At 35.6% G+C, this 20963-nt stretch carries 23 protein-coding genes; 11 read left to right on the forward strand and 12 right to left on the reverse strand.

The genetic code is table 11. The features are described 5' to 3' along the window. Positions 1-3: 3 nt before the first annotated feature. Genes L647_RS0112615 through L647_RS0112625 form a run of 3 tightly spaced genes read left to right on the forward strand, consistent with a single transcriptional unit; the run spans position 4 to position 2588 of the window. Positions 4-1158, forward strand: coding sequence for a beta-ketoacyl-ACP synthase III (locus L647_RS0112615; protein ID WP_024611411.1), 1155 nt, complete (start codon positions 4-6; stop codon positions 1156-1158). 13 nt (positions 1159-1171) lie between these two features. After that, a complete protein-coding gene (locus L647_RS0112620) occupies positions 1172-1573 on the forward strand; it encodes a hypothetical protein (protein ID WP_024611412.1) in 402 nt (133 codons plus the stop codon). A 10-nt stretch (positions 1574-1583) separates the two neighbouring features. After that, positions 1584-2588, forward strand: a complete 1005-nt coding sequence (locus L647_RS0112625) for a BtrH N-terminal domain-containing protein (RefSeq protein ID WP_024611413.1) — start codon at positions 1584-1586, stop codon at positions 2586-2588. A gap of 59 nt (positions 2589-2647) precedes the next feature. Here L647_RS0112625 and dapA read toward each other — a convergent pair whose 3' ends face one another. Then, the gene (gene dapA / locus L647_RS0112630; RefSeq protein WP_024611414.1) at positions 2648-3565 is read right to left on the reverse strand and encodes a 4-hydroxy-tetrahydrodipicolinate synthase; all 918 of its coding nucleotides are present in this window, start codon (positions 3563-3565) and stop codon (positions 2648-2650) included. A 172-nt stretch (positions 3566-3737) separates the two neighbouring features. On the opposite strand from dapA, the gene L647_RS0112635 reads away from it, so the two are divergent. Beyond that, positions 3738-4391, forward strand: a complete 654-nt coding sequence (locus tag L647_RS0112635; RefSeq protein ID WP_024611415.1) for a DUF6058 family natural product biosynthesis protein — start codon at positions 3738-3740, stop codon at positions 4389-4391. A 143-nt stretch (positions 4392-4534) separates the two neighbouring features. Here the strand turns inward: L647_RS0112635 and L647_RS0112640 are convergent, their stop codons facing one another. From L647_RS0112640 to L647_RS0112675, 8 genes are all read right to left on the reverse strand, one after another. Continuing rightward, positions 4535-5299 carry a 2-keto-4-pentenoate hydratase gene (locus tag L647_RS0112640; protein ID WP_024611416.1) on the reverse strand — a complete coding sequence of 255 codons (765 nt, stop codon included), beginning with the start codon at positions 5297-5299 and terminating at the stop codon, positions 4535-4537. Positions 5300-5396: 97 nt separating this feature from the next. Further along, on the reverse strand, positions 5397-5801 hold the full coding sequence (locus tag L647_RS0112645; RefSeq protein WP_024611417.1) for a hypothetical protein: 405 nt from the start codon (positions 5799-5801) through the stop codon (positions 5397-5399). Positions 5802-5907: 106 nt separating this feature from the next. Continuing rightward, positions 5908-6066 carry a hypothetical protein gene (locus tag L647_RS1000000126125; RefSeq protein WP_010553058.1) on the reverse strand — a complete coding sequence of 53 codons (159 nt, stop codon included), beginning with the start codon at positions 6064-6066 and terminating at the stop codon, positions 5908-5910. A gap of 136 nt (positions 6067-6202) precedes the next feature. Beyond that, positions 6203-6436 carry a hypothetical protein gene (locus L647_RS01000000124165; protein WP_253948873.1) on the reverse strand — a complete coding sequence of 78 codons (234 nt, stop codon included), beginning with the start codon at positions 6434-6436 and terminating at the stop codon, positions 6203-6205. Positions 6437-6838: 402 nt separating this feature from the next. Beyond that, on the reverse strand, positions 6839-7126 hold the full coding sequence (locus L647_RS0112660; RefSeq protein WP_024611418.1) for a putative quinol monooxygenase: 288 nt from the start codon (positions 7124-7126) through the stop codon (positions 6839-6841). An 81-nt stretch (positions 7127-7207) separates the two neighbouring features. Next, positions 7208-8023 carry a 2,5-didehydrogluconate reductase DkgB gene (dkgB, locus tag L647_RS0112665; RefSeq protein ID WP_024611419.1) on the reverse strand — a complete coding sequence of 272 codons (816 nt, stop codon included), beginning with the start codon at positions 8021-8023 and terminating at the stop codon, positions 7208-7210. Between the two features lie 467 nt (positions 8024-8490). Further along, positions 8491-8799: a hypothetical protein gene (locus L647_RS0112670; RefSeq protein ID WP_024611420.1), complete on the reverse strand. Its 309-nt coding sequence runs from the start codon at positions 8797-8799 to the stop codon at positions 8491-8493. Between the two features lie 122 nt (positions 8800-8921). Then, a complete protein-coding gene (locus L647_RS0112675; RefSeq protein ID WP_024611421.1) occupies positions 8922-9887 on the reverse strand; it encodes a sensor domain-containing diguanylate cyclase in 966 nt (321 codons plus the stop codon). Positions 9888-10328: 441 nt separating this feature from the next. Here L647_RS0112675 and L647_RS0112680 point away from each other — a divergent pair, with 441 nt between their 5' ends. The 3 genes from L647_RS0112680 (at position 10329) to L647_RS0112690 (ending at position 11325) form a co-directional block, all read left to right on the forward strand. After that, complete coding sequence (locus tag L647_RS0112680; RefSeq protein WP_024611422.1) at positions 10329-10538, forward strand: cold-shock protein; 210 nt, start codon at positions 10329-10331, stop codon at positions 10536-10538. 185 nt (positions 10539-10723) lie between these two features. Next, entirely contained in the window at positions 10724-10930 is a 207-nt protein-coding gene (locus L647_RS0112685) for a cold-shock protein (RefSeq protein ID WP_029880466.1), read from the forward strand. A gap of 185 nt (positions 10931-11115) precedes the next feature. Further along, entirely contained in the window at positions 11116-11325 is a 210-nt protein-coding gene (locus L647_RS0112690) for a cold-shock protein (protein ID WP_006792548.1), read from the forward strand. Positions 11326-12123: 798 nt separating this feature from the next. On the opposite strand, the gene L647_RS0112695 is transcribed toward L647_RS0112690, so the two are convergent. Beyond that, positions 12124-12393, reverse strand: coding sequence for a hypothetical protein (locus L647_RS0112695; RefSeq protein WP_024611424.1), 270 nt, complete (start codon positions 12391-12393; stop codon positions 12124-12126). 242 nt (positions 12394-12635) lie between these two features. Between L647_RS0112695 and L647_RS0112700 the strand changes: the two genes are divergently transcribed. Together L647_RS0112700 and ykgO are read left to right on the forward strand one after the other, a co-directional pair. Beyond that, positions 12636-12899 carry a type B 50S ribosomal protein L31 gene (locus L647_RS0112700; protein WP_024611425.1) on the forward strand — a complete coding sequence of 88 codons (264 nt, stop codon included), beginning with the start codon at positions 12636-12638 and terminating at the stop codon, positions 12897-12899. Positions 12900-12901: 2 nt separating this feature from the next. Continuing rightward, a complete protein-coding gene (gene ykgO, locus L647_RS0112705) occupies positions 12902-13036 on the forward strand; it encodes a type B 50S ribosomal protein L36 (protein ID WP_002958669.1) in 135 nt (44 codons plus the stop codon). 63 nt (positions 13037-13099) lie between these two features. Here the strand turns inward: ykgO and L647_RS0112710 are convergent, their stop codons facing one another. Together L647_RS0112710 and L647_RS0112715 are read right to left on the reverse strand one after the other, a co-directional pair. Beyond that, positions 13100-13486 (reverse strand): OsmC family protein, encoded by a 387-nt coding sequence (locus L647_RS0112710; protein WP_024611426.1) that lies wholly within the window; start codon positions 13484-13486, stop codon positions 13100-13102. Between the two features lie 173 nt (positions 13487-13659). After that, positions 13660-14049 (reverse strand): cytochrome b562, encoded by a 390-nt coding sequence (locus L647_RS0112715; RefSeq protein WP_024611427.1) that lies wholly within the window; start codon positions 14047-14049, stop codon positions 13660-13662. A gap of 545 nt (positions 14050-14594) precedes the next feature. On the opposite strand from L647_RS0112715, the gene L647_RS0112720 reads away from it, so the two are divergent. Continuing rightward, on the forward strand, positions 14595-17447 hold the full coding sequence (locus L647_RS0112720) for a TonB-dependent receptor (protein WP_024611428.1): 2853 nt from the start codon (positions 14595-14597) through the stop codon (positions 17445-17447). Between the two features lie 615 nt (positions 17448-18062). Further along, complete coding sequence (locus tag L647_RS0112725) at positions 18063-20903, forward strand: TonB-dependent receptor (protein WP_024611429.1); 2841 nt, start codon at positions 18063-18065, stop codon at positions 20901-20903. Positions 20904-20963 lie beyond the last annotated feature (60 nt).

Raw genomic sequence — 20963 nt, forward strand, 5'->3', positions numbered from 1 at the left:
GTTATGGAAAATGCTGTATACATAAATAACTTACATGCTGTTTTACCAAATAGTCCTGTTAGTAATAAAGAAATGGAAGTTGTATTAGGTGAAGTTGGAGGGCAACGTTCGCGCGCTAAACCTGTTATTTTACGCAGTAACCAAATAAAAAACCGTTACTACGCTATCGATCCGAAAACTGGCGAATATAATTACACAAATGCATCACTAGCAGCTGAAGCCGTAAGAGGCTTATTTACTAGTGAGGGTACCCAATTAGAGCAACTAGATTCTTTGGTAGCGAGTACCTCTATGGCAGATCAGATCATGCCTAATCACGGTGTAATGGTCCATGGAGAGCTTAAAAACCCGAGCCTTGAAGTTATATCAACAGCAGGTATTTGCTTGTGTGGAATGACGGCTCTTAAATATGCTTACTTAAATGTTAAAGCTGGTGAAAGTGAGCACAGTGCTGTTGTTGCCAGTGAGCTTGCATCTAATGTAATGCATTCAAGAAACTTTGTCGCCGAAAGCGATTATAAAGTTGATATGCTCAATCAAAAACCTGAAATTGCTTTTGAAAAAGACTTCCTTCGTTGGATGCTATCTGACGGTGCTGGCGCAGCATTATTAAGTAATCAAGCTAACCCTACTGGTGTATCACTTCGTATTGATTGGATTGATATTGTTTCTTATGCAGATAAACTTGAAGCTTGTATGTATGCTGGGGCAGAAAAGATAGATGGAGAACTAAAAAGCTGGACCCGTTTCGATTCTAAAAAACGTGAACAACAATCCATACTTTCTGTTAAGCAAGATGTAAAACTACTTAACGAAAACATCGTCAAATTTACGGTTGAAGATGCCCTCAGTAAAATAATAAAAAAACGCGCGATAAAAGCCTGTGATTATGATTTCTTTTTACCACATTATTCATCAGGTTACTTTCGCGAACGTTTATTTGAAGGGCTAAATAATATCGACTTTCAAATCCCTTACGACAAATGGTTTACTAACTTGACAGAAAAAGGCAACACAGGCTCTGCGTCTATTTTTATTATGCTTGATGAGCTTTTCAAATCTGGAAAATTAATGAATGGTCAAAAACTATTATGTTATGTACCTGAGAGCGGCCGTTTTTCAAGTGCATTTATGCAATTAAGTGTCGTAAGCCAATAGTTTAGAGCCCATTATGAAAAAAGATGAAGTACCTCAAGATAATAGCAAAAGCTATCAAGGTCAAAACAAGTTACTTTACGCGGTAGACGACAGCGGTCATTATCATGGTGTTAAATCATCTGGCTGGGAAGTCGAAAACTTTGCAACCCAGCTAGCGGTAAATGATTTAAACGAACAAACTAGCCAAGCTCTATCAGATGCGCATTCGGGGTTAATTTCTTCGCTTGGTTATCATATGCTAGCTAGGCGCTTTGATGTGGCGACCCTTGCTGCTGCCAGTGGCTTTTTTCAATGGCAAATTAACCGTCATTTACGCCCTGCTATTTTTTTAACGCTATCTGATAAAAAAATTAGCCGCTATTGCGATACACTAAAAATTAGTCGTGACGCTTTATTCTCACTGCCCACACAATAACGAATCCTTCATGCCTGACATTATTTTACCTATTAACCACCTACAATCTTCACATTGTGAAACGGGTGTAGTTGCCACGCTTTTACAAAGTAAAGGCATTGATATGAGCGAGCCAATGGCTTTTGGTCTTGCTTCAGCACTTACTTTTGCTTACTTACCTTTTGTAAAAATTAGTGGAATGCCATTAATTGCTTATCGCATGCCCCCCAAAACAATTATTAAAAAGGTATGTAAAAAATTAGATATTGAATTAGAAACGCGTAAGTTTTCAAATGCACAAGATGGGATGCAAGCTCTCGATGACGAACTAGCTAAAGGTAACTTAGTTGGTTTACAAAGCTCGGTATATTGGCTCCCTTACTTCCCTGAAGACATGCGCTTTCACTTTAATGCACATAACTTAATTGTTTACGGAAAAAACTCTCAGGGCGAATATCTTATCAGCGACCCCGTTTTTGAGTATCCGGTAACGTGTGCTGCAGAAGATTTAAAAAATGCACGTTTTGCAAAAGGTGCACTTGCAGCAAAAGGATTAATGTACGTTATTCGTAGCACACCATCGCATATTGAGCTTAATGAAGTAATTAAGCCCGCAATCAAAAAAACAGCAAAAATGATGAATGGATTAATACTGCCTTACTTTGGTCTCAAAGGCATTCGTCATATGGCAAAACAAATACGACAGCTTGATAAAAAAACACCTAAGTATGCTCGTCTTTATTTAGCGCACATTGTACGTATGCAAGAAGAGATAGGCACTGGTGGAGCTGGTTTTCGATTTATGTATGCTAGTTTTTTAGAGCAAGCAGCCGATATATGCCAGATACCTGCACTTAACAAATGCGCTGAGCACACTACTTTAGTGGGTGATTTATGGCGCGAATTTGCAATGGATGCCGTAAAGTATTGTAAAAAGCGAGGTGATATTAGCTTAGGCGATATTGCAAAAAAACTTGAACAAGTTGCTGAAGAAGAAGCAAAACTAAGTAAAATGTTACTTTCAGCTATCGCTTAAAATATAAAAGTCACTTTTGGGTGACTTTTAATAAATAGAGTAAATCAATTACTTAATAATTAAGAAAGTAAGGCTATATTTTCTATATCTATACAACTTGCTTTACCACCGACTACATCACTTTGATTAAGCTGATTTATTAATGGCAAACCTACTTTTTGCTGCTCATTGCTAAGTGGTAAATACGGCAATCTAAATACTGGGTTTACTGCACCTGTCATCATCAACGCTGTATTAATAGCAATCGGGTTAGGCTCACAGAATAACCAGTTCATTAGTGGTTGTAACGATGTGTTTAACTTATTGTTTGGCGTATCCATTAATTCACGGAATAATCCTGGTATTAAGTTAGAAGTAACTGAAATAACACCGTGCGCTTTGTACGTATGGCGTGCATCGTGACTTTCATCGTCATTACCCGACCAACACGCAATACCTTGTTGTTCATAATGGGCAATACGTTCATTCCCGCCACATTCTTTAACGCCAATAAAGTGCTCATGCTTTGCTAATGGCTCAATAATATCAGGTGTTAAATCTTGCCCTGTGCGCCCTGCTACGTTGTAGATAAAAGCAGGTCCAATATCAAGCACACGCTTAAAGTGCTCTTTTACACCCGCAATAGACGTACGTCCGTAGTATGGGTTAATTTGCAGTGCTGCATCCATACCACTAGCAAAACCATATTTAGTCGCTTTAATCGCTTCACGGGTATTATTACTGCCTGTATTACCAACTATAATTAGCTTATCGCTATATTTGTTGGCAGTATGCGCAATAAGCATTAAATGCTCTTCCCAGTTCATTAACTGGCCTTCACCTGTTGTGCCACCTACAACAATACCGTCAACTCCTGCTGTTATTTGTAACTCAACAAGATGATCATACGTTGCGAGGTCTATTTCACCATTTGCTAAGTAAGGTGTTTTAATTGCTGTAATAAGGCTTGCTTGCTTAATTTGTTCTAGGGTGCGCATAAAAAATCATTCTTTATAAAACTTGCGCTATTTGTACCATATTTTTAGACCTATTTGGAGGTGTAAGGACGTATTTATCAATAAAATAACTTGTATTAAGGTTATTGATAATACAAAATAAACAACTGTACATATAAACAGTGTTTGTATTTTTAATATTAGGCGAGCCTTTATGCGTTTATCTCACTACTTAACAACTCACTTCTATCACACTGATGAACTATGCCAAGCATTAAGTATTGATGTAGATACGCTACAACATTGGCAAGATCAAAGTATATTCCCCAAGCCAAGTTACTGTATTAAAAGCCAACTTAGCTGTAGTTCATATTCAGGTTTGTATGAATGCGAAGAGTATGACGACTACTACCCACGGGGTTGTGTTAATTGGGGGCAAGGACTTTTAAAACAAAAAATAGAATCATCAAGCCACGCGTTTAATTATTTTGCACAGCAATATACAGCTAGCCTAACGAAGCTCGCACAGCAAGGCTTTGAGTTTAACGAAGAGTTATTTGGTTGTGAAATAGAAGAGCATCTACAACAAGTATGGCAACAGTTTTTATGCAGTAAATACGGTGTGCTTACACAAAATGGTTTAATAGACGAAATAGTTGCTGTTGATATAGGCAAGTTGGTTGTTGATGACATTACAGAACTACGAACTAAAGCCGGCTTAGATCAAGATGAGCGTACTCGCCTCCATCCCGCTATGAAGCTTTTAAACCGCGCATTAAATCACGGGGCTGATCACGAAAAACAACAAACACTGCGCACTCGGTATATAGATGCACTTATTTTGAAATACGACTTATCAATAAAATAGCTATTATCTGTTTGGTCGTGCTACTTAGTGTGGCTAATTAAGCTTTTAGATTTAAAATACGAAGCTAAAACTACTAACCTTAACATGAGGCAGTATGTAACCGCCCTCACATAGAAATCTTTGTGTTAATAAGGTTATTAAGTCTAACGTGCTAAAAATTTAACGCTAAAGGTACCTAAGTTTTCATAAGCTATATGGGTTTGCTCATTTGTATTTAGCTCAACCACACCACAATAAGACCCTGTAATAAACACTTGCCCTGCCTTTAAAGCGATCCCTTTGCCAGACAAAAAATTAATAGCCCAGTAAAGTGGAGATTGCGCAAGCCCAGCGGGGTGTTTCCCTGCTAGGTTTAGTGCTTGTTCATCTTGTTTTATATCAATATTTACAGTGCTTGAGTCATACGCTTTTGCTTTATTAATTTCTGGACCAAGGTAAACACCTTGGTTAAACAATCCATCTGCAAGTTTTTCAATATAAGTAGCCTCATACCCCTGTGAAAACCTATTTTGAATAAGTTCAAGTGCAAGATGTGCTTTACCAAATGCTGCATCCACGTCTTCATTGGTGTATGTTTTATTACCGTCTAGGTTTTTATCTAAAATAAAAGCAATTTCTGGCTCAATTACCGCCTTGTTATTTTTTGTATAAAGGCTACAGGTCTCTGTTGATTCAATAGGAGCATGAAAAAGAGGGGCTAGAATAATCGACCCATCATCTAATGGCAACATACACTTCCAGCCATACACGGTTTGATTATTTAAATAAATCATTAGCTTTTGAACTTCTAATGCATCATCAATAGAGTCTAATATTAATTCTTTAGGAAGATCTGAAACGGCAGGATTTTCTTCTCTCTGTGTTAAAAAATGTGTTGCTACTAATTTAAGTTGTATTGAATTATTCACGTTTGTCTCTTTAGAAAAATATTGATAAAACAGTAACTAAAAAATTACCGTATTTATTACCGATCTTAGCTATTAATACTATATTCGAATAGATCCATTAAGTATCAATAGATTTAAGTGAGCGTAAAAAAAGACCTAAACCACCAAATGCTAAAACTATAATTACAATCAAGTCGAACGAAGTCATAGTACGCATACTAAATCGGACACTCGATATAACACCAAATATTAATGCGGTTAACGAGCCAATAGACAGCACCCACCCTAAAATATTTTTAGAATTATAAAAAATCAGACCCACACCAAAAATAAACGGGATCATCACCATGCCGCCGGTAACGCCAAAGCCACCTAACGCATTAAAACTATAAATACGAGCACTAAGCCCAAAATTAGAGGTAACCGAAATCGCGTTAAGCAGCATATAAAAGCCACCGCACATCATAATCAAACCAATAAAAAAATGCCCTATACCACCAGAACTTCCACCTGCACCCTTCATTATTATTTTTATCCTTTATATTTTTAACTTAATCGTTTTAAATGGGAATGGCTCTACTATTAACATTGACCGCAGTATGCGTAAAATCAGTGCAAGCGAGAAAAACTTATCGCGTAATTACATGCCAAATAACATAAAACCAAGATAAAAAACCATGCAAAATTGCCCATAACACAGACTCGTTAGCACTCCATGAAATAGCAATTGCTAGGGCTGTACCAAAAGAGACTCCATATTTTACTATTTCATTTCTTGAGTTTTTCATTAATTATTCCTCATTTTTAACTTATTAGCAGCTTGATTTGCTTACTAAAGCTGAAAGCTCTTTACCATCAATATTGATACTTGCTTCTTTGCCTAGTTCAACAACTAAAGAGGGAGCCATATGTTTTCCATTAGTTTCAGGTCTGTTTTACTAAACTAATCGTAGAGTCATCAATACGCGTTACTGTAAGAGAAAAACTATACGAATTATCAACTGAAATTGATGCCTCTTCGTTTGAATTGACAACTAAAACAGGTGAGCCAATTAAGTTTTTATCACCATAACATTTGGCGTTCACTACAAAACTATCATTAGCTTGTGCAAATGAGACAAAGCCTAATAACACTACTATTGCGATTAATTTTTTCATTCTTATCTCCATATAAATTTATACCACTTTATTGGCTGTGTTTTTCAGCTAGTGATTGATGTTATATCGCTCGCTATACTTCCATGCGCCAAGGCACTTAACGGTGCCTGTAGTGTTTCTATATTTACACCAGAGAACTTTAATGTAAACAATAAATTAAATAAGCTATTTATTAGAGTGAATTGTGATACCAAAAACGACTTTTAATGATGTTATGGATTCTTTTAGATTTAGCCACACAGCGAATGAACAAAAAATAGTCCTATCTGGTTTCATTAATATATTGGAGAAATTAAGTATTTAGGCAGGCTGGGCGTAAGGATAAAAGGTGATGTAAGTTAACAGCACCTGTTTGAATATTTACTGGGTTATATGTAATTTAGCTAAATGGTATAAAAACGCTTAACCAATTGATTTATATACATCAATACTACTGTTGGTTAGAAGACCTGTAACTTGCATGCCAAAAGCTTTAAAATGAGGCTCTTCTTTATGCGCTTCAAAATGCTCGTTTGACGCCCACTGTTCGCTTACTACATAGTCTGTATGTTCAGAATCACTTTTTACCGATAACTCATAGCGTAAGCACCCTACTTCTTGGCGTGATGATTGCTGCAGATTTTCAAGTGCTGTAAGCATTACTTCAGCATCAATATTTTTGCACGACAGTACAGCTATAACCGTTAACATGTGTATTCCTTTTAAAGTTAGGGCGCAGTATGCCTACACCCTATATTAGATAGTTTAACTTTTACTTTTTAAGTCGGTTTATTAATCCCACTGAGGTGCAAAGTCAGGAGTTGCTTGACGATCGTTACAGTCTAAGCCATCAATACGTGCAATGTCTTCATCATCAAGTTTAACGGCTTTGTCGTTAAAGTTATCTTCAAGGTTTTTACGCTTGGTTGATGACGGAATTGTCGTCATACCTTTGGCGTTTTCCCACGCTAAAACAACTTGTGCAGGGCTTGCATCATGTTTTTTAGCGATGTCGATAATAGTTTGATCTTTGAGTACTTTACCTACAACAAATGGCATGTAAGCTGTTACATGAATATCATGCTGGGCGCAAAAAGCGCGCAATTTGGTATTCGTTAAATACGGGTGGACTTCTATTTGATTGGTAAATATTTCACGCGAGTCTAGGGTTTGCATTGCTTCGTTTAAATTAGCAATCGTGAAGTTAGATACACCAATATGCTTGGTTAGTCCAAGTTGTTTAGCTTTGAGTAATTCGGTGAGGTATTCGCTCATTGCCTGGTTGTTAGCAGGCGATGGCCAATGAATAAGTAATAAGTCGACCGACTCAACTTGTAGTTTTTCAAGTGACTTTTTAACACTTGGAATAAAGTCTGTTTTATTTAGTTTGTTATTCCACACTTTGGTGGTTAAAAATATTTCACTGCGTGGAATACTGCTGTCTTTAATGGCTTTACCCACTTGCTCTTCGTTGCCATAAATTTGTGCTGTATCAATATGGCGAAAACCAACTTCTAGTGCCATTTTTACTGAATTATAGGCTGTATCACCCTCTAAACGAAATGTGCCCATACCGAGCTCTGGCATCTCAATTACGCGTTTTGTCATGGCTTTGTCCTTATAAAATAAATCGGTTTTAAAATACAAACTTCTCTGAAGTTTTACGAAATACACCTTTTACTTATTGATATATCGGTCACTTAAATTTATGACCTATAACAGGTATGAGGTCATATAATTTAGTTTCAAGGGTAAGGTTTATTGATTTTTTAAAGGTGGTAGTTTATTCAAACAAGTAAACGTTAAAGTAATAACCCCGATGAATAAGTAAAAATGAAGCAACAAAAGTAGGTTGTCAGTCACTATTTGAATAGTAAAAATTTAGTGGCTATACATTCCTATTACTTATTGCTATTAAACAAGCATATTGCATAAGCCGCCAAGCTAATAAAAAATACTAAAAGTTAAGCATGAGAGCTAACACATTAGTATGTAAAGGTATTAAAAAACCAAGCTTTAAAGACTAAACCCCGAAGATTGAGCATAAAATAAGTATTGAGAATTTGTATAAAAAATTAACGAGCTCTAATGCCTAACCAATTCCATACATACGTTTTATTAGCTGCTGGAGTAAATAGCATTGGATCGTTGATAGAAGAGCACTCGATTTTAGAAACGGCACCGGCATCATTCAAGAGCTTTATCACATGTTCAGCAACGTTTTTATCTACTCCGGCAATGAGCACACAAGGTAGCGATTTATGAAGGTGAGTTTGTATTTCTTTTGCATGTTCTAAATTTAAGCAACCAATAAGCCGCAAAGATTTAACAAGTGGCAATGTGTTCCCCGATACAGATATTACACTAACTTGGTATTTATCCATGATTTAACTCCCATAGTAAATTTATACATATTTATGCATAGTAACAGAAGTATTTATCACATTGGAGATACCGTTGTATTGCAATCATGTAACTTCAGGAAACATGTTTACTAATAATTAAATTATTCAGCGCACAATGCTTTTTTATTTTTATACATTGCTGCATCTGCGCCTTGAAGCATTTCTTCAACTGTGTTTTCGGTATCATAAGGGTAATTCATTACCCCTACGCTATATTGAATTTTGTATGGTTTATTAATAGTGTTATTGGCTTGTTCAATAGCATCTGCAAATCGTTGTAGAACAGTGTTTGCCTTTTTTCCATCAGAGTCACTTAACATCGCAACAAATTCGTCCCCGCCAAGTCGTCCTATAATTTCGCAATCACGAAATGACTCAAGCATAATTTTGGCAAACGTAATAAGCACAAAATCACCTTCATGATGACCATAAACATCATTAATAAGCTTAAACTTATTTAGGTCAAACAGTATAAAAGACATCGATATTTTATTGCGCTTACATACACTTAGGCTATGTTCGGCTAAATTTAGAAAGCCACGTCGATTAGATATCATTGTTAACTGATCTATTGTAGCGAGCTGAATAGATTGTATTTCTTGCTCTACCATCGCGCCTAAATCTTTAAGTAATTGTTGATCTTCTTCTGTTAAATTTCTTGGTTTAGAATCAATAAGACACAAAGTACCAATGGTTATTCCCTGTCTAAGCTTTAAAGGATACCCCGCATAAAAACGAACTTTAGGATCATTTATAACAAAGGGATTATCGAAAAAACGCTTATCTTTTAAGGTATCCGGAATTATAAATAACTCACTTTCATTTATTGCATGCCCGCAAAATGATGTTTCACGAGGTAACTCACAAACATCAAGCCCTTGCTTTGATTTAAACCACTGACGATCTTCATCAACTAAACTTACAAGTGAAATAGACACATCAAACATACGTTTTGCTATACGGGTTACACGATCAAACCTTTCTTCATGTGAGCTATCAAGAATATTTAAAGTTCTGAGTGCATGTAAACGCGCAGCTTCATTTTTTGGAACTTCAGGTTTAGTCATAGTGATCCTGTTATTTAACGTATTTTAATAGTTTGCAGCACATCTAAAATATGCCGTAATTTATCCGCATGTAATTTTAAGTCAAATCAAGCCTATATATAATAAACTCAACACTTTCACACTAGAACATTATATAAAATTAGCAATAGTAATGTTGCATTTTAACCTAATAAGAAAATATAAAAGCGTGGTTGTAAAATTATAGCTAAGTTAAGCCATGCTCGTTGCGTTGTTTAAAAGTATTTTAGAAAAAACTTGCTATACGTTTAAATATGCTGGTACTATCCGTCGCATCGGGTTGATAGAAAGCCCTGTTTATTTGTAAGTACCACGTTGTTATTAGTAATATAATCCTTCGCGCTATCCTCAGTTAAATATGTTTTCTTCCTTGTTTATCGCCTAATTTAGGGCGCAATATAATTATTATTTAGGATACTTTTTATGTCTAATACAACAACTGGTTCAGTTAAATGGTTTAATGAAGCAAAAGGCTTTGGTTTTATTGAACAAGAGTCTGGTCCTGACGTTTTCGCTCATTTTAGTGCAATTACCAGTGACGGCTTTAAAACATTAGCTGAAGGTCAACGTGTACAGTTTACTGTTACACAAGGTCAAAAAGGCCCGCAAGCTGAAAATATCGTTTGCATCTAAATTGTTTTAATTGATGGGTTATAATTAACCCGTCAATATATATAAGTTTGAAAGAAGTTCTGTTTATTTGTACGTACCACGTTGTTATTAGTAATAATTCTTCGCGTTATCCTCAGTTAAATACTTTTTTTCCAGCTCAATCGCCTATTTATAGGCAAATTTTATTAATTTCTAGGATATCTATTATGTCTACAACTACTGGTACAGTTAAATTTTTTAATGAAGCAAAAGGTTTTGGTTTTATCGAACAAGAATCTGGTCCTGATGTTTTTGCTCATTTTAGCGCGATTTCTGGCGACGGTTTCAAAACTCTTGCTGAAGGCCAACGTGTACAGTTTTCTGTTACACAAGGTCAAAAAGGTCCACAAGCTGAAAACATCGTTTGTATCTAACATGTTTTCATTGATGGGTTAGTAATAACCCATCAATATATATAAGCTTGAAAGAAGTTCTGTTTATTTGTAAGTACCACGTTGTTATTAGTAATAATTTTTCGCGTTGTCCTCAGTTAAATAATTTTTTTCGGCTCAATCGCCTATTTTCAGGCACATTTTTATTAATTTCTAGGATATTTATTATGTCTAACACAACTACTGGTACTGTAAAATTTTTCAATGAAGCAAAAGGTTTTGGTTTTATTGAACAAGAATCTGGTCCTGATGTTTTCGCTCATTTCAGCGCAATCTCTGGCGACGGTTTCAAAACTCTAGCTGAAGGCCAACGTGTACAGTTTACTGTTACACAAGGTCAAAAAGGTCCTCAAGCTGAAAACATCGTTTCTATCTAACATGTTTTAGTTAATGTGTTTATTTACACATTAATAACTCACTTGTAGTTTATCTATAAGTGAGTTTTTTTTATGTCTTCATTTTATTGCTACTTTGTTTATATTCTTAATTTCCACTTTATATTCCAAACTTAGCTTTTAATTTCGTTAATTTATATAAGCTTTATATCAAGACCCTTCCCTCCTAAATACAATTAACTTCCCAAGTAACTTCTCAAAATGATTTTTAATACCAAATTGCTTAATTAAGTAATCTATTTGAGATAAGAATACGTTATTGATAAAAAGAAAAATTCGTTATTCCGTGATTCTCTGTAATTACTTCTGCACTGCTCTACCTTCTGTATTTATACTGTCGTAAATAAGAAGTTTTTATGTAGGTAGCGGCCAGGTTTGATGCCTAAAACTGATTAAGTGTTATTGCTGACTGGTGTAGTCATATACACAACCATGTTAAGTATTAGTTTGAATGAATTAGTTCGTTATTTAGAAAAGGATGTCAGAGACTATTTATTTCTGACTATCGATTTATTAGTGATTAGTGCTAGCTATGAGTATTATCGATGAGTTACTAGCTATTAGGCACTGCCTATGCGGCATTAACGCTAATTTATAAATGATGGTACTTCTTTTAGGCATAATTAAGAAAACAATTTAATCTTTGTATTTATTACTTACGTTAAGCAAATAAACTAAATTCTTATTTTAGTTACCCAATAAAGCTATATTAAGTAACTAATTTAAGTAACGGGTAGTTAAATTAGTTACCAAGTAAAAACAAACTGTCATATGGTTAGCTTAGTTTTGGTGTTCGTACTGACCCCGATACACTTCAAATACCTTTAGTACAGTATGTTGTTCTTTTGACAAGTTATCGAACCAATCATCAAACAGCTCGTCATTATCTTGTTCACTCAATGCCATGTAATGGGCAAGTAGCTCTACAATATCATTATTATTACAACTTAGAGGGTTAAGTTGCTGAGCTAAAACACTATGGTCGCGCTCTCTTAGGGTATCCATTACCCCTTGATCAATTTGTTCTTCTTGTTTTGTTGCGTCACTCATACGTTACCTCTGTGCTCTACTTTTAAATGCGTTTGTTAACGTTTTTAATTAACTTAAATATAGTTATAACAGCCTAAACGGCAATAGCCAGCATTTTTGATCTAAGTGCTTATTTTTTGATTTGTTTGCACAAATAGCCATCAAATTGATGCTTTTAGAAGCTTTTAAAATCATTTGCAAAGTATAAATAAATGAGTTAAATTAAATGATACAATATCACATAACATTTATATAGGTGTATCATGAAACCAAACATTCATCCTGATTACAACGAGGTAGCTTTTCACGACACAGCTGCCGATAGTTATTTCATTATTGGCTCAACTATTAAAACTAATCGTACAATTGAACTCAAGGGTAAAACTTATCCGTACGTGCCTATAGATGTGTCTAGTGACTCTCATCCTTTTTACACTGGTAAGCAAAAGTCAGTTACAACCGACGGGCGGGTTGCACAGTTCAATCGTCGCTTTAAAGGTCTTTCGTCTGGTAAAAAGGAAGCGTAACAATGAAGGTACTTAGTTCACTTAAAAGCGCAAAACAACGCCCTGGCTGTCAAATAGTAAAGCGTAAAGGTCGTGTATTCGTTATTTGTAAAAATAACCCACGTTTCAAAGCAGTTCAAGGAATGAAAAAGAAATAGTAATAAAGACACCCAGAGGCTTATAAGGCATAAACCTCTGGGTTAATTAGTTTAATAAGTAAATTATTTTACAACAACTGAAAACTCAGGAACGGCCTGAATTACTTTTTTAACAGTGCATGTATTAACAGCGGCAATTAGTGCTTTTTTATATTTATCAGGAAAACCATCTGGCAAACTGATCTCAATAGAGAATAACTTTTTCCCATTATCGTCAACATTTTCATTATTTTGTTTAAGAGTCATACCTTCGGTAGAAATATCACGTTGCTCGCAAAATTTACGAGCATAAAATCCGGCGCATAAAACCATACTTACTAAAAAGTAATCAAATGGTTCGGGATGTTCTGCATTACCACCTGCAGCAACACTTTGATCGCTTACTACTTCTAAATCGCCAAATTTTGCGCTTTGCTTTTGACCTTCTAACATTGAAACTGAAATTTCCATTGCTACTCCTTATATAACCAATGTTTTGGTTAAAATATTTACTTATTTATTAATATGGTTACGTTTACTTTTTGCTAGTAAAGAATTCTAATAGCTATATCTCTGTTATAAAAAAGTCATAGCTGTTAGTAGGAAAAATACTTGCTAAAAAATCTGATTATTTACACGTGTGATTATGAGCCGAATAATAATTCAAAAAACCCCGGTGGTTCATGTAACTCATGATACTTTTTACGTAAGTTATCTATATTTTTCAAAGATGATTTTGCTTCAGTAAGTCCCTGCTCGTTAGCTGATTTTTTAGCAAGCTCTGCTTGAGCAATCACTTTATCAAGACCTTGTAATGATTGTTCAGGCTTTTTGTAAAATTTAGCGGTTTTACTTACTTTAACCAGCTTAATAAACTCGTCTATTGCTGTATTGAACGTAGTAAGATCCGTTGCTTGTACTGCTTTTTTATAGGCAAGACCTGTATTTTTCATGTTTATTTCAAGATCAACGGGCTGATTTGAAAATGCTAATGAACTAAATAGCAGCGTAATAAATATAAATAAAAATTTCATAAACAACCTTATAAATTAAAGACAGCTAATTGTATCAATTATACAAAGGAAAGTACGATGCAAACATTGCTTTTTAACTGTAAAGGGGCTTTACAGTTAAAGTATGAATAGAAAATTATTTTATTGAGATATTATTTATCTTAATATTTCATTTGAGTATATAACAACCTTTGACCCTCTAAAACGCAACATTAACTTGAAACACAATCCCCTTTTTAGAAACAGTAAATTAAGTCATCAATTAACCCCCCATATAATTACCGTAAATTCATGAAGATAACAAAAACAAAAATAAACATAGCATTTACATGTTGATAAAAACAAAACCATAACGTTAACCATTACAATTTTAAGTCATTGTTTTAATTGAATTTTAACAAGTTATTTTATCGCTTTTATTTGTAGGTTCAACGAAAATTAATTACCCCAGTCAAATTAAGTGTTAAATCTAGGTACGTAATGTAAATTTTATAGTCAAATAACTATTAACATGAAAATTATGTTGCAAGTAATTTTAAAAACAAACGATTCATCTAGGGGATAACATGAAATCTTACAACAAAATCTCAAGCAGTATAAAAACGGCGCTGTGTTTAAGCGCTATTGGTTTATCACACACAGCTATTGCAGCAGACGCTGATACTCAAAAAATAGAACGTGTACAAGTAACAGGCTCAAAAATAAGCCGCGTAGGAGCCATTGCTCCGGCACCAGTAACTGTAATTACTGGTGAGCAATTACTTAATACAGGTGCAGTAAATATTGGTGAGGCACTAAATAAACTGCCGGCTTTAGGTAATACTTACTCGCTTGCAAACTCAGGTCGCTTTATTGGTACTGCAGGTCTAAATATTCTTGATTTACGTAATATGGGTACCGACCGTACGCTTGTACTTGTAAATGGTAAGCGCCATGTATCAAGCTCTGCAGGTTCTCAAGCTGTTGATACAAACACCATTCCTAGCGTATGGGTTGAGCGCGTAGAAATAGTAACCGGTGGTGCATCTGCTGTTTACGGTGCTGATGCTGTAACAGGTGTTGTTAACTTTATACTTAAAGATAACATTGAAGGCTTAGATTTTACCGCCACTAAAGGTGTTTCAGACTTAAGCGATTACAATAATGAGAAAGTAACGTTCTCGTACGGTTCTAATTTTGATAGTGGTCGTGGTAATGCTGCGTTTGCAGTTGAATACTCAGCTCAAGAGTCTTTAAATGCATTAGATCATCCATGGACTGATGGGTCATATTCAAGCTTACGAAACCAAGCACAAAATGATTCAAATAAAGACGATCCTAATTTTCCTGATAAAATATATACACAAAATGCAGGTTACTACGCGTTAAATAATGCGGGTGTGTTTGATTTAGGTAATGGTTTTGTTAATACCTTTAATTCTGACGGCTCTCACCGTGATATTTATACTGGTAATAATGTTGATGGTTTATTATGTGCCGATTGTGACTCATTTAATCTAGCTCAATTTGACGAGATTCAACCTAAATTTGAACGTTACAATGTAAACTTTAAAGTTAATTACGATGTGACTGACGATCTTAATGCATACTTTGAAGCTAAATACGTAAACAGTGAAGGCGAAAGTATTGGTCAACCTGCTTTCTTTTTCTTTGATCCTGACAATAGCATTAAAATTGATAATGCCTTCTTAGACCCAAGTGTAAAAGCTCTTATGGAAGCAGCTGACGACGGTAAAGGCGTTGAATCAATTAGCCTTAACCGAATGATGACTGACTTAGGTCGTCGTATCGAGAATAATACGCGCGAAACTACTCGCTTTGTAGCAGGCCTTAAAGGCACTGTGTTTAGTGATTGGGATTTAGATGCGTCTATAGTGCGTGGTCAAACTGATTTAGAGCGCGTAAATGGCGCAAACATGATAAGAGCTAACTACTTTAATGCACTCGATGCAGTTAAAGACGATAGCGGTAATATTGTTTGTCGTAGCGAAGCTGCTCAAGCACAAGGCTGTGTACCTGTAAATATTATGGGCTTTGGCGCACCTAGTGATGCAGCAATTGACTACATTAATACAGTATCAACTGGCACATCAGAAATAACTCAAACTGTAGTATCTGCGTCTCTTGCCAATGGTGCTTTATTTGAACTACCAGCAGGTTACGTTGGTGTTGCTTTTGGTGCTGAATACCGTAAAGAAGAAAGTGAAACAAAAGAACCTGATAATGCTGAAGGTACGTTCTTTAACGCTCTTGGCGAAGATCAAGGTGACTTTGATGTAAAAGAAATTTTTACAGAGGTATCTGTTCCACTACTCTCAGATATGCCATTTGTTCAAGATTTAGTATTTGATGCAGCTGTACGATATGCTGATTACAGTACAATTGGCGATGCAACTAGCTGGAAATTAGGTCTTGATTGGAGTCTAAACAACGAGTTACGTTTTCGTCTAACTCAATCAGAAGCACTAAGAGCACCTAATATTGGTGAAATTTTTGGTGCACCAAGTCAAACTTTCTATGATGTTGACGATCCTTGTCAGGCTGATAACTTAAACGACTTACAAAACAGCAGTACACGTCGTACAAACTGTGCTGCACTAGGTGTACCTACAGGGTTTGATTCAGATTATGACTCACAAACACTTGAAGGTTTAAGCAGTGGTAATCGTGAAGTTAAAGGCGAAGAGTCAACAAGTACTACAATCGGTTTAGTTTACCAACCAGAATTTATAGAAAATTCAACACTAACTATCGATTACTGGAAAATTGAAATTGAAGATGCAATTGACTATATTAGTGCACAGGATATTTTAGATCGCTGTGTAGATAGCGGCTCAGGTATTTCTAATCAATACTGTAGTTTAATTACCCGTGATGCTAATAGTGAAATATCATTAATACAAAATTCAGCACTTAACGTTGCTGGTCAAGAAGCATCTGGTATCGATTTTGAATTAGGTTACGATTTTGATGCATTAGGGGGTAGCTTTAGAACGAACCTCATAGGTACATACTTGATTGAGCGAAAAGAATTCCCGTTCCAAGATGAACCTAGTGACTATATAGAAAACGCAGGTGTTACAGGTGAAGCACAATGGCAAGCTAACTTAAATCTTGAATATAGCTACGAGAATTTATATACAACATTCAGTACGCGTTATATTGAAGAAGTAAGCTTATACACAGATCAAGAATTAAGTGATAACCCTAACCCAAATAGCTTAACTAGCTATGGTACTTACGTTATTTCAGATATGACAGTAGGTTATAACTTTGATAATGGTGTTGGCTTAAAAGTAGGCGTAGATAACTTATTCAATCGTGGGCTGCCTTTTGGTACGCGCGGAGATGGAGAAGGTTCTGCTAGCTACGATAATATAGGTCGTTTTGGCTATATTACTTTCTCATATAGTATGTAAGTTTAATTTATAGTAAAAGGCTCATAAATTGAGCCTTTTTTATGTGTGTCACTCTATTTAGTGACGATTAAATAAATTTTTTATGCATATTTTCACCCAATAAAATGAAATATATTCATATTCCGCATTGTTTATTTTAAATCCCCTAATTAACATGGATTATTTAGCGATTATAAAAAGAGCTATATTTTACACTTAATAAACTTAATTGAGTGATAAAAGATCAGCTATAACGATTAAGTTAGTTACGTATAAAAAAGTAAATAAATACACATAGCGTTAAAATAAACAATCCTGCTAAATAACGACCTAAACATATATAAAAATCCATCATAACGTTCACTTCTCAAGCAACAAGTTTAAACCCCACTTTATTAAGGGCTAATACAAAGCCAATTACAATTGCAATAATTGCATCAATAAAAACAGGTTAAAAATAAATATCCTTAATATTCATTAACATTCGTTAAATTAACGTACTTTTATTCATTATTTCACCGTGCCATAATTGCGCCTTAAATAATAAAATGAATTATAAATAGCGCTATTTATTGTGTTTTAAACACTTTATTTAGTCTATTTGGTTGCACTAAAATAACCGCTCTTGGGAAAACAATGAAACATTCTTTAATTTGTAATAGCATTAAATTTGCTCTTATTACAGCTGCTGCAACAGCTAGTAATTCTGTACTTGCTCAAGATGAGCAAGCAATAACTAAAATTGAACGCGTAGAAGTAACTGGCTCACGTATTTTACGCGAAGGCGCAATAGCACCTGCACCGGTTACAGTGATCACCGGCGAACAGCTTATGAATACTGGCGCTGTTAATATTGGTGAAGCCCTAAATAATTTACCAGCATTGGGTAATACTTACTCTTTAGCTAATTCGGGTCGCTCTATTGGTACTGCAGGTTTGAATCTGCTTGATTTACGTAATATGGGCACAGACCGAACACTTGTGCTTGTTAATGGTAAACGTCATGTGTCTAGTTCAGCTGGCTCTCAGGCAGTAGATACGAATACAATCCCAAGCGTTTGGGTTGAGCGAGTTGAAATAATTACCGGTGGTGCATCTGCTGTATACGGTGCTGATGCGGTAACTGGTGTTGTTAACTTTATTCTAAAAGATAACATTGAAGGGATGGACTTTAGCGTTACTCGTGGTTTTGCCGATCTAAGCAGCTACAATAACGAAAAAGTATCTTTCTCATACGGCTCTAATTTCGATAATGGTCGTGGTAATGCTGCATTTGCAGTGGAATATTCTGGTCAAGATTCATTAAATGCACTTGATCACCCATGGACAAGTACATCATTTAGTAGTTTACGTAATACAGCTCAAACAGACGCAAATAAAGATGATATTAATTTCCCTGATAAAATTTTAACCCCTAATGCAGGTTATTATGCGATTAATGATGCTGGTGTTTACGCATTAGAAGATGGCTTTACAAATAGCTTTAACCCTGACAGCTCATCTCGTAATTTATACTTAGGCAATAATGTAGATGGCTTACTTTGCGCTGAGTGTGACTACTTTAACCTTGGTCAGTATGAAGAAGTTCAACCAGAGTTTAAACGCTACAATGTTAACTTTAAAACAAATTACGATATTACCGACGACTTAAACGTTTACTTTGATGCTAAATACGTAAACAGCCAAGGTGAAAGCATAGGTCAACCTGCATTCTTTTTCTATGACGATGAAAATAGCATTAAAATTGATAATGCCTACTTAGCACCTGATATTAAAGCCCGTATGGAAAGCGAAGGTGTAGAGTCAATTATGATTAATCGTATGATGTCTGATTTAGGGCGTCGTATAGAAAACAACACACGTGAAACAACCCGCTTTGTTACCGGTTTAAAAGGCACTGTTTTTGAAGACTGGGAATTAGATACCTCAATAGTATACGGTCAAACAGATCTAGAGCGTGAAAACGGCGCTAACATGATTTTAGCTAACTACTTTAATGCGCTTGATGCCGTTGAAGATACAAATGGCAACATTGTGTGTCGTAGTGCTGCAGCACAAGCAGAAGGCTGTGTACCAGTAAATATTATGGGTAATGGTGCACCAACACAAGACGCTATTAATTATATTAATACAGTGTCAATTGGTACTTCTACAATTAAACAAACTGTCGTTTCTGCATCACTTGCAAACGGCGCTATTTTTAAGCTACCAGCTGGCTATGTTGGTGTTGCTTTTGGTGCTGAATACCGTAAAGAAGAAAGCGAAACAAAAGAGCCTGATAACGCAGAAGGTACGTTCTTTAATGCATTAGGCGAAGATGAAGGCTCATTTAACGTACGCGAAGTGTTTTTTGAAACATCAATGCCTATATTAACTGACCTACCATTTATTCAAGATTTAGTCTTTGATACTGCAGTGCGTCATGCTGACTACAGCACTATTGGGGAAGCAACAAGTTGGAAGTTAGGACTTGATTGGACAGTTAATGACGAACTACGTGTTCGTGTTACGCAATCTGCAGCACTTCGCGCGCCTAATATAGGCGAAGTATTTGGTGCTCCAAGCCAAACTTTCTATAATATTGATGATCCTTGTCGCTCAGAAAATCTTAACGATTTACAAAATAGCTCTACTCGTCGTGCTAATTGTGCAGCATTAAACGTCGCAACCGACTTTAACTCTGACTATGATTCGGCAAGTATCGATGGCTTACAAAGCGGTAACCGAGACGTTAAAGGTGAAGAATCAACCAGTACAACTGTGGGTATTGTTTACCAACCTGAGTTTTTAGAGAACGCTGTACTTACAATAGATTACTGGAAAATTGAACTCGATGATGCAATTGATACAATTGATGCTCAAGATATTCTTGATCGTTGTGTAGATAGCACAACCGGTGTTAATAACCAATATTGTAACCTTATTACACGCGATGCCAATGGCGAAATTTCACTAATTCAAAATTCAGTACTAAATGTTGCCGGTCAAGAAGCATCAGGTATCGATTTCGAACTAGGCTACGATTTTGACGCACTTGAAGGTAGCTTTAAAACACGCTTAATAGGTACTTACTTAATTGAACGTAAAGACTTCCCTTTCCAAGATGATCCTTCGAGTTATATTGAAGCAGCCGGTACTTCTGGTGAAGCGAAATGGCAGACAAACCTATCTGTGAACTACACGTATGATCGTTTTTTCTCTACGTTTGAAACACGCTTTTTGAGTGAAGTAGAGCTATACACAAATTTCTCACTTGATAGCAACCCTAATCCAAGCAGTCAAATGTCTTACGGTAAATATTTTATAACCGATATTACTGTTGGCTATAGCTTTGATAGCGGTGTTGCCGTTAAATTTGGTGTTGATAACGTATTTAATCGCGAGTTACCTTACGGTACGAGTGGAACAGGCGAAAAGAGCGCAAGTTACGACAACATTGGTCGTTTTGGCTATGTTAGCCTCTCATATAAACTTTAATTTAAAGTAATTAATAGTTTTTAGTTAAAAAAATGCCAGTTGATTAAACAAACTGGCATT

It is taken from the genome of Pseudoalteromonas sp. TB64 (assembly GCF_000498095.1).
GTDB lineage: Bacteria > Pseudomonadota > Gammaproteobacteria > Enterobacterales > Alteromonadaceae > Pseudoalteromonas.

Coding starts and splice junctions, on each gene's coding strand:
- L647_RS0112660 (WP_024611418.1), bottom strand. CDS start 7,126: ATGTTAACGGTTATAGCTGTACTGTCGTGCAAAAATATTGATGCTGAA.
- L647_RS0112690 (WP_006792548.1), top strand. CDS start 11,116: ATGTCTAACACAACTACTGGTACTGTAAAATTTTTCAATGAAGCAAAA.
- L647_RS1000000126125 (WP_010553058.1), bottom strand. CDS start 6,066: ATGAAAAACTCAAGAAATGAAATAGTAAAATATGGAGTCTCTTTTGGT.
- dapA (WP_024611414.1), bottom strand. CDS start 3,565: ATGCGCACCCTAGAACAAATTAAGCAAGCAAGCCTTATTACAGCAATT.
- L647_RS0112710 (WP_024611426.1), bottom strand. CDS start 13,486: ATGGAAATTTCAGTTTCAATGTTAGAAGGTCAAAAGCAAAGCGCAAAA.
- dkgB (WP_024611419.1), bottom strand. CDS start 8,023: ATGACAAAACGCGTAATTGAGATGCCAGAGCTCGGTATGGGCACATTT.
- L647_RS0112695 (WP_024611424.1), bottom strand. CDS start 12,393: ATGAGTGACGCAACAAAACAAGAAGAACAAATTGATCAAGGGGTAATG.
- L647_RS0112720 (WP_024611428.1), top strand. CDS start 14,595: ATGAAATCTTACAACAAAATCTCAAGCAGTATAAAAACGGCGCTGTGT.
- L647_RS0112700 (WP_024611425.1), top strand. CDS start 12,636: ATGAAACCAAACATTCATCCTGATTACAACGAGGTAGCTTTTCACGAC.
- L647_RS0112620 (WP_024611412.1), top strand. CDS start 1,172: ATGAAAAAAGATGAAGTACCTCAAGATAATAGCAAAAGCTATCAAGGT.
- L647_RS0112635 (WP_024611415.1), top strand. CDS start 3,738: ATGCGTTTATCTCACTACTTAACAACTCACTTCTATCACACTGATGAA.
- L647_RS0112685 (WP_029880466.1), top strand. CDS start 10,724: ATGTCTACAACTACTGGTACAGTTAAATTTTTTAATGAAGCAAAAGGT.
- L647_RS0112645 (WP_024611417.1), bottom strand. CDS start 5,801: ATGAAGGGTGCAGGTGGAAGTTCTGGTGGTATAGGGCATTTTTTTATT.
- L647_RS0112675 (WP_024611421.1), bottom strand. CDS start 9,887: ATGACTAAACCTGAAGTTCCAAAAAATGAAGCTGCGCGTTTACATGCA.
- L647_RS01000000124165 (WP_253948873.1), bottom strand. CDS start 6,436: ATGAAAAAATTAATCGCAATAGTAGTGTTATTAGGCTTTGTCTCATTT.
- L647_RS0112625 (WP_024611413.1), top strand. CDS start 1,584: ATGCCTGACATTATTTTACCTATTAACCACCTACAATCTTCACATTGT.
- L647_RS0112615 (WP_024611411.1), top strand. CDS start 4: ATGGAAAATGCTGTATACATAAATAACTTACATGCTGTTTTACCAAAT.
- L647_RS0112725 (WP_024611429.1), top strand. CDS start 18,063: ATGAAACATTCTTTAATTTGTAATAGCATTAAATTTGCTCTTATTACA.
- ykgO (WP_002958669.1), top strand. CDS start 12,902: ATGAAGGTACTTAGTTCACTTAAAAGCGCAAAACAACGCCCTGGCTGT.
- L647_RS0112670 (WP_024611420.1), bottom strand. CDS start 8,799: ATGGATAAATACCAAGTTAGTGTAATATCTGTATCGGGGAACACATTG.
- L647_RS0112680 (WP_024611422.1), top strand. CDS start 10,329: ATGTCTAATACAACAACTGGTTCAGTTAAATGGTTTAATGAAGCAAAA.
- L647_RS0112715 (WP_024611427.1), bottom strand. CDS start 14,049: ATGAAATTTTTATTTATATTTATTACGCTGCTATTTAGTTCATTAGCA.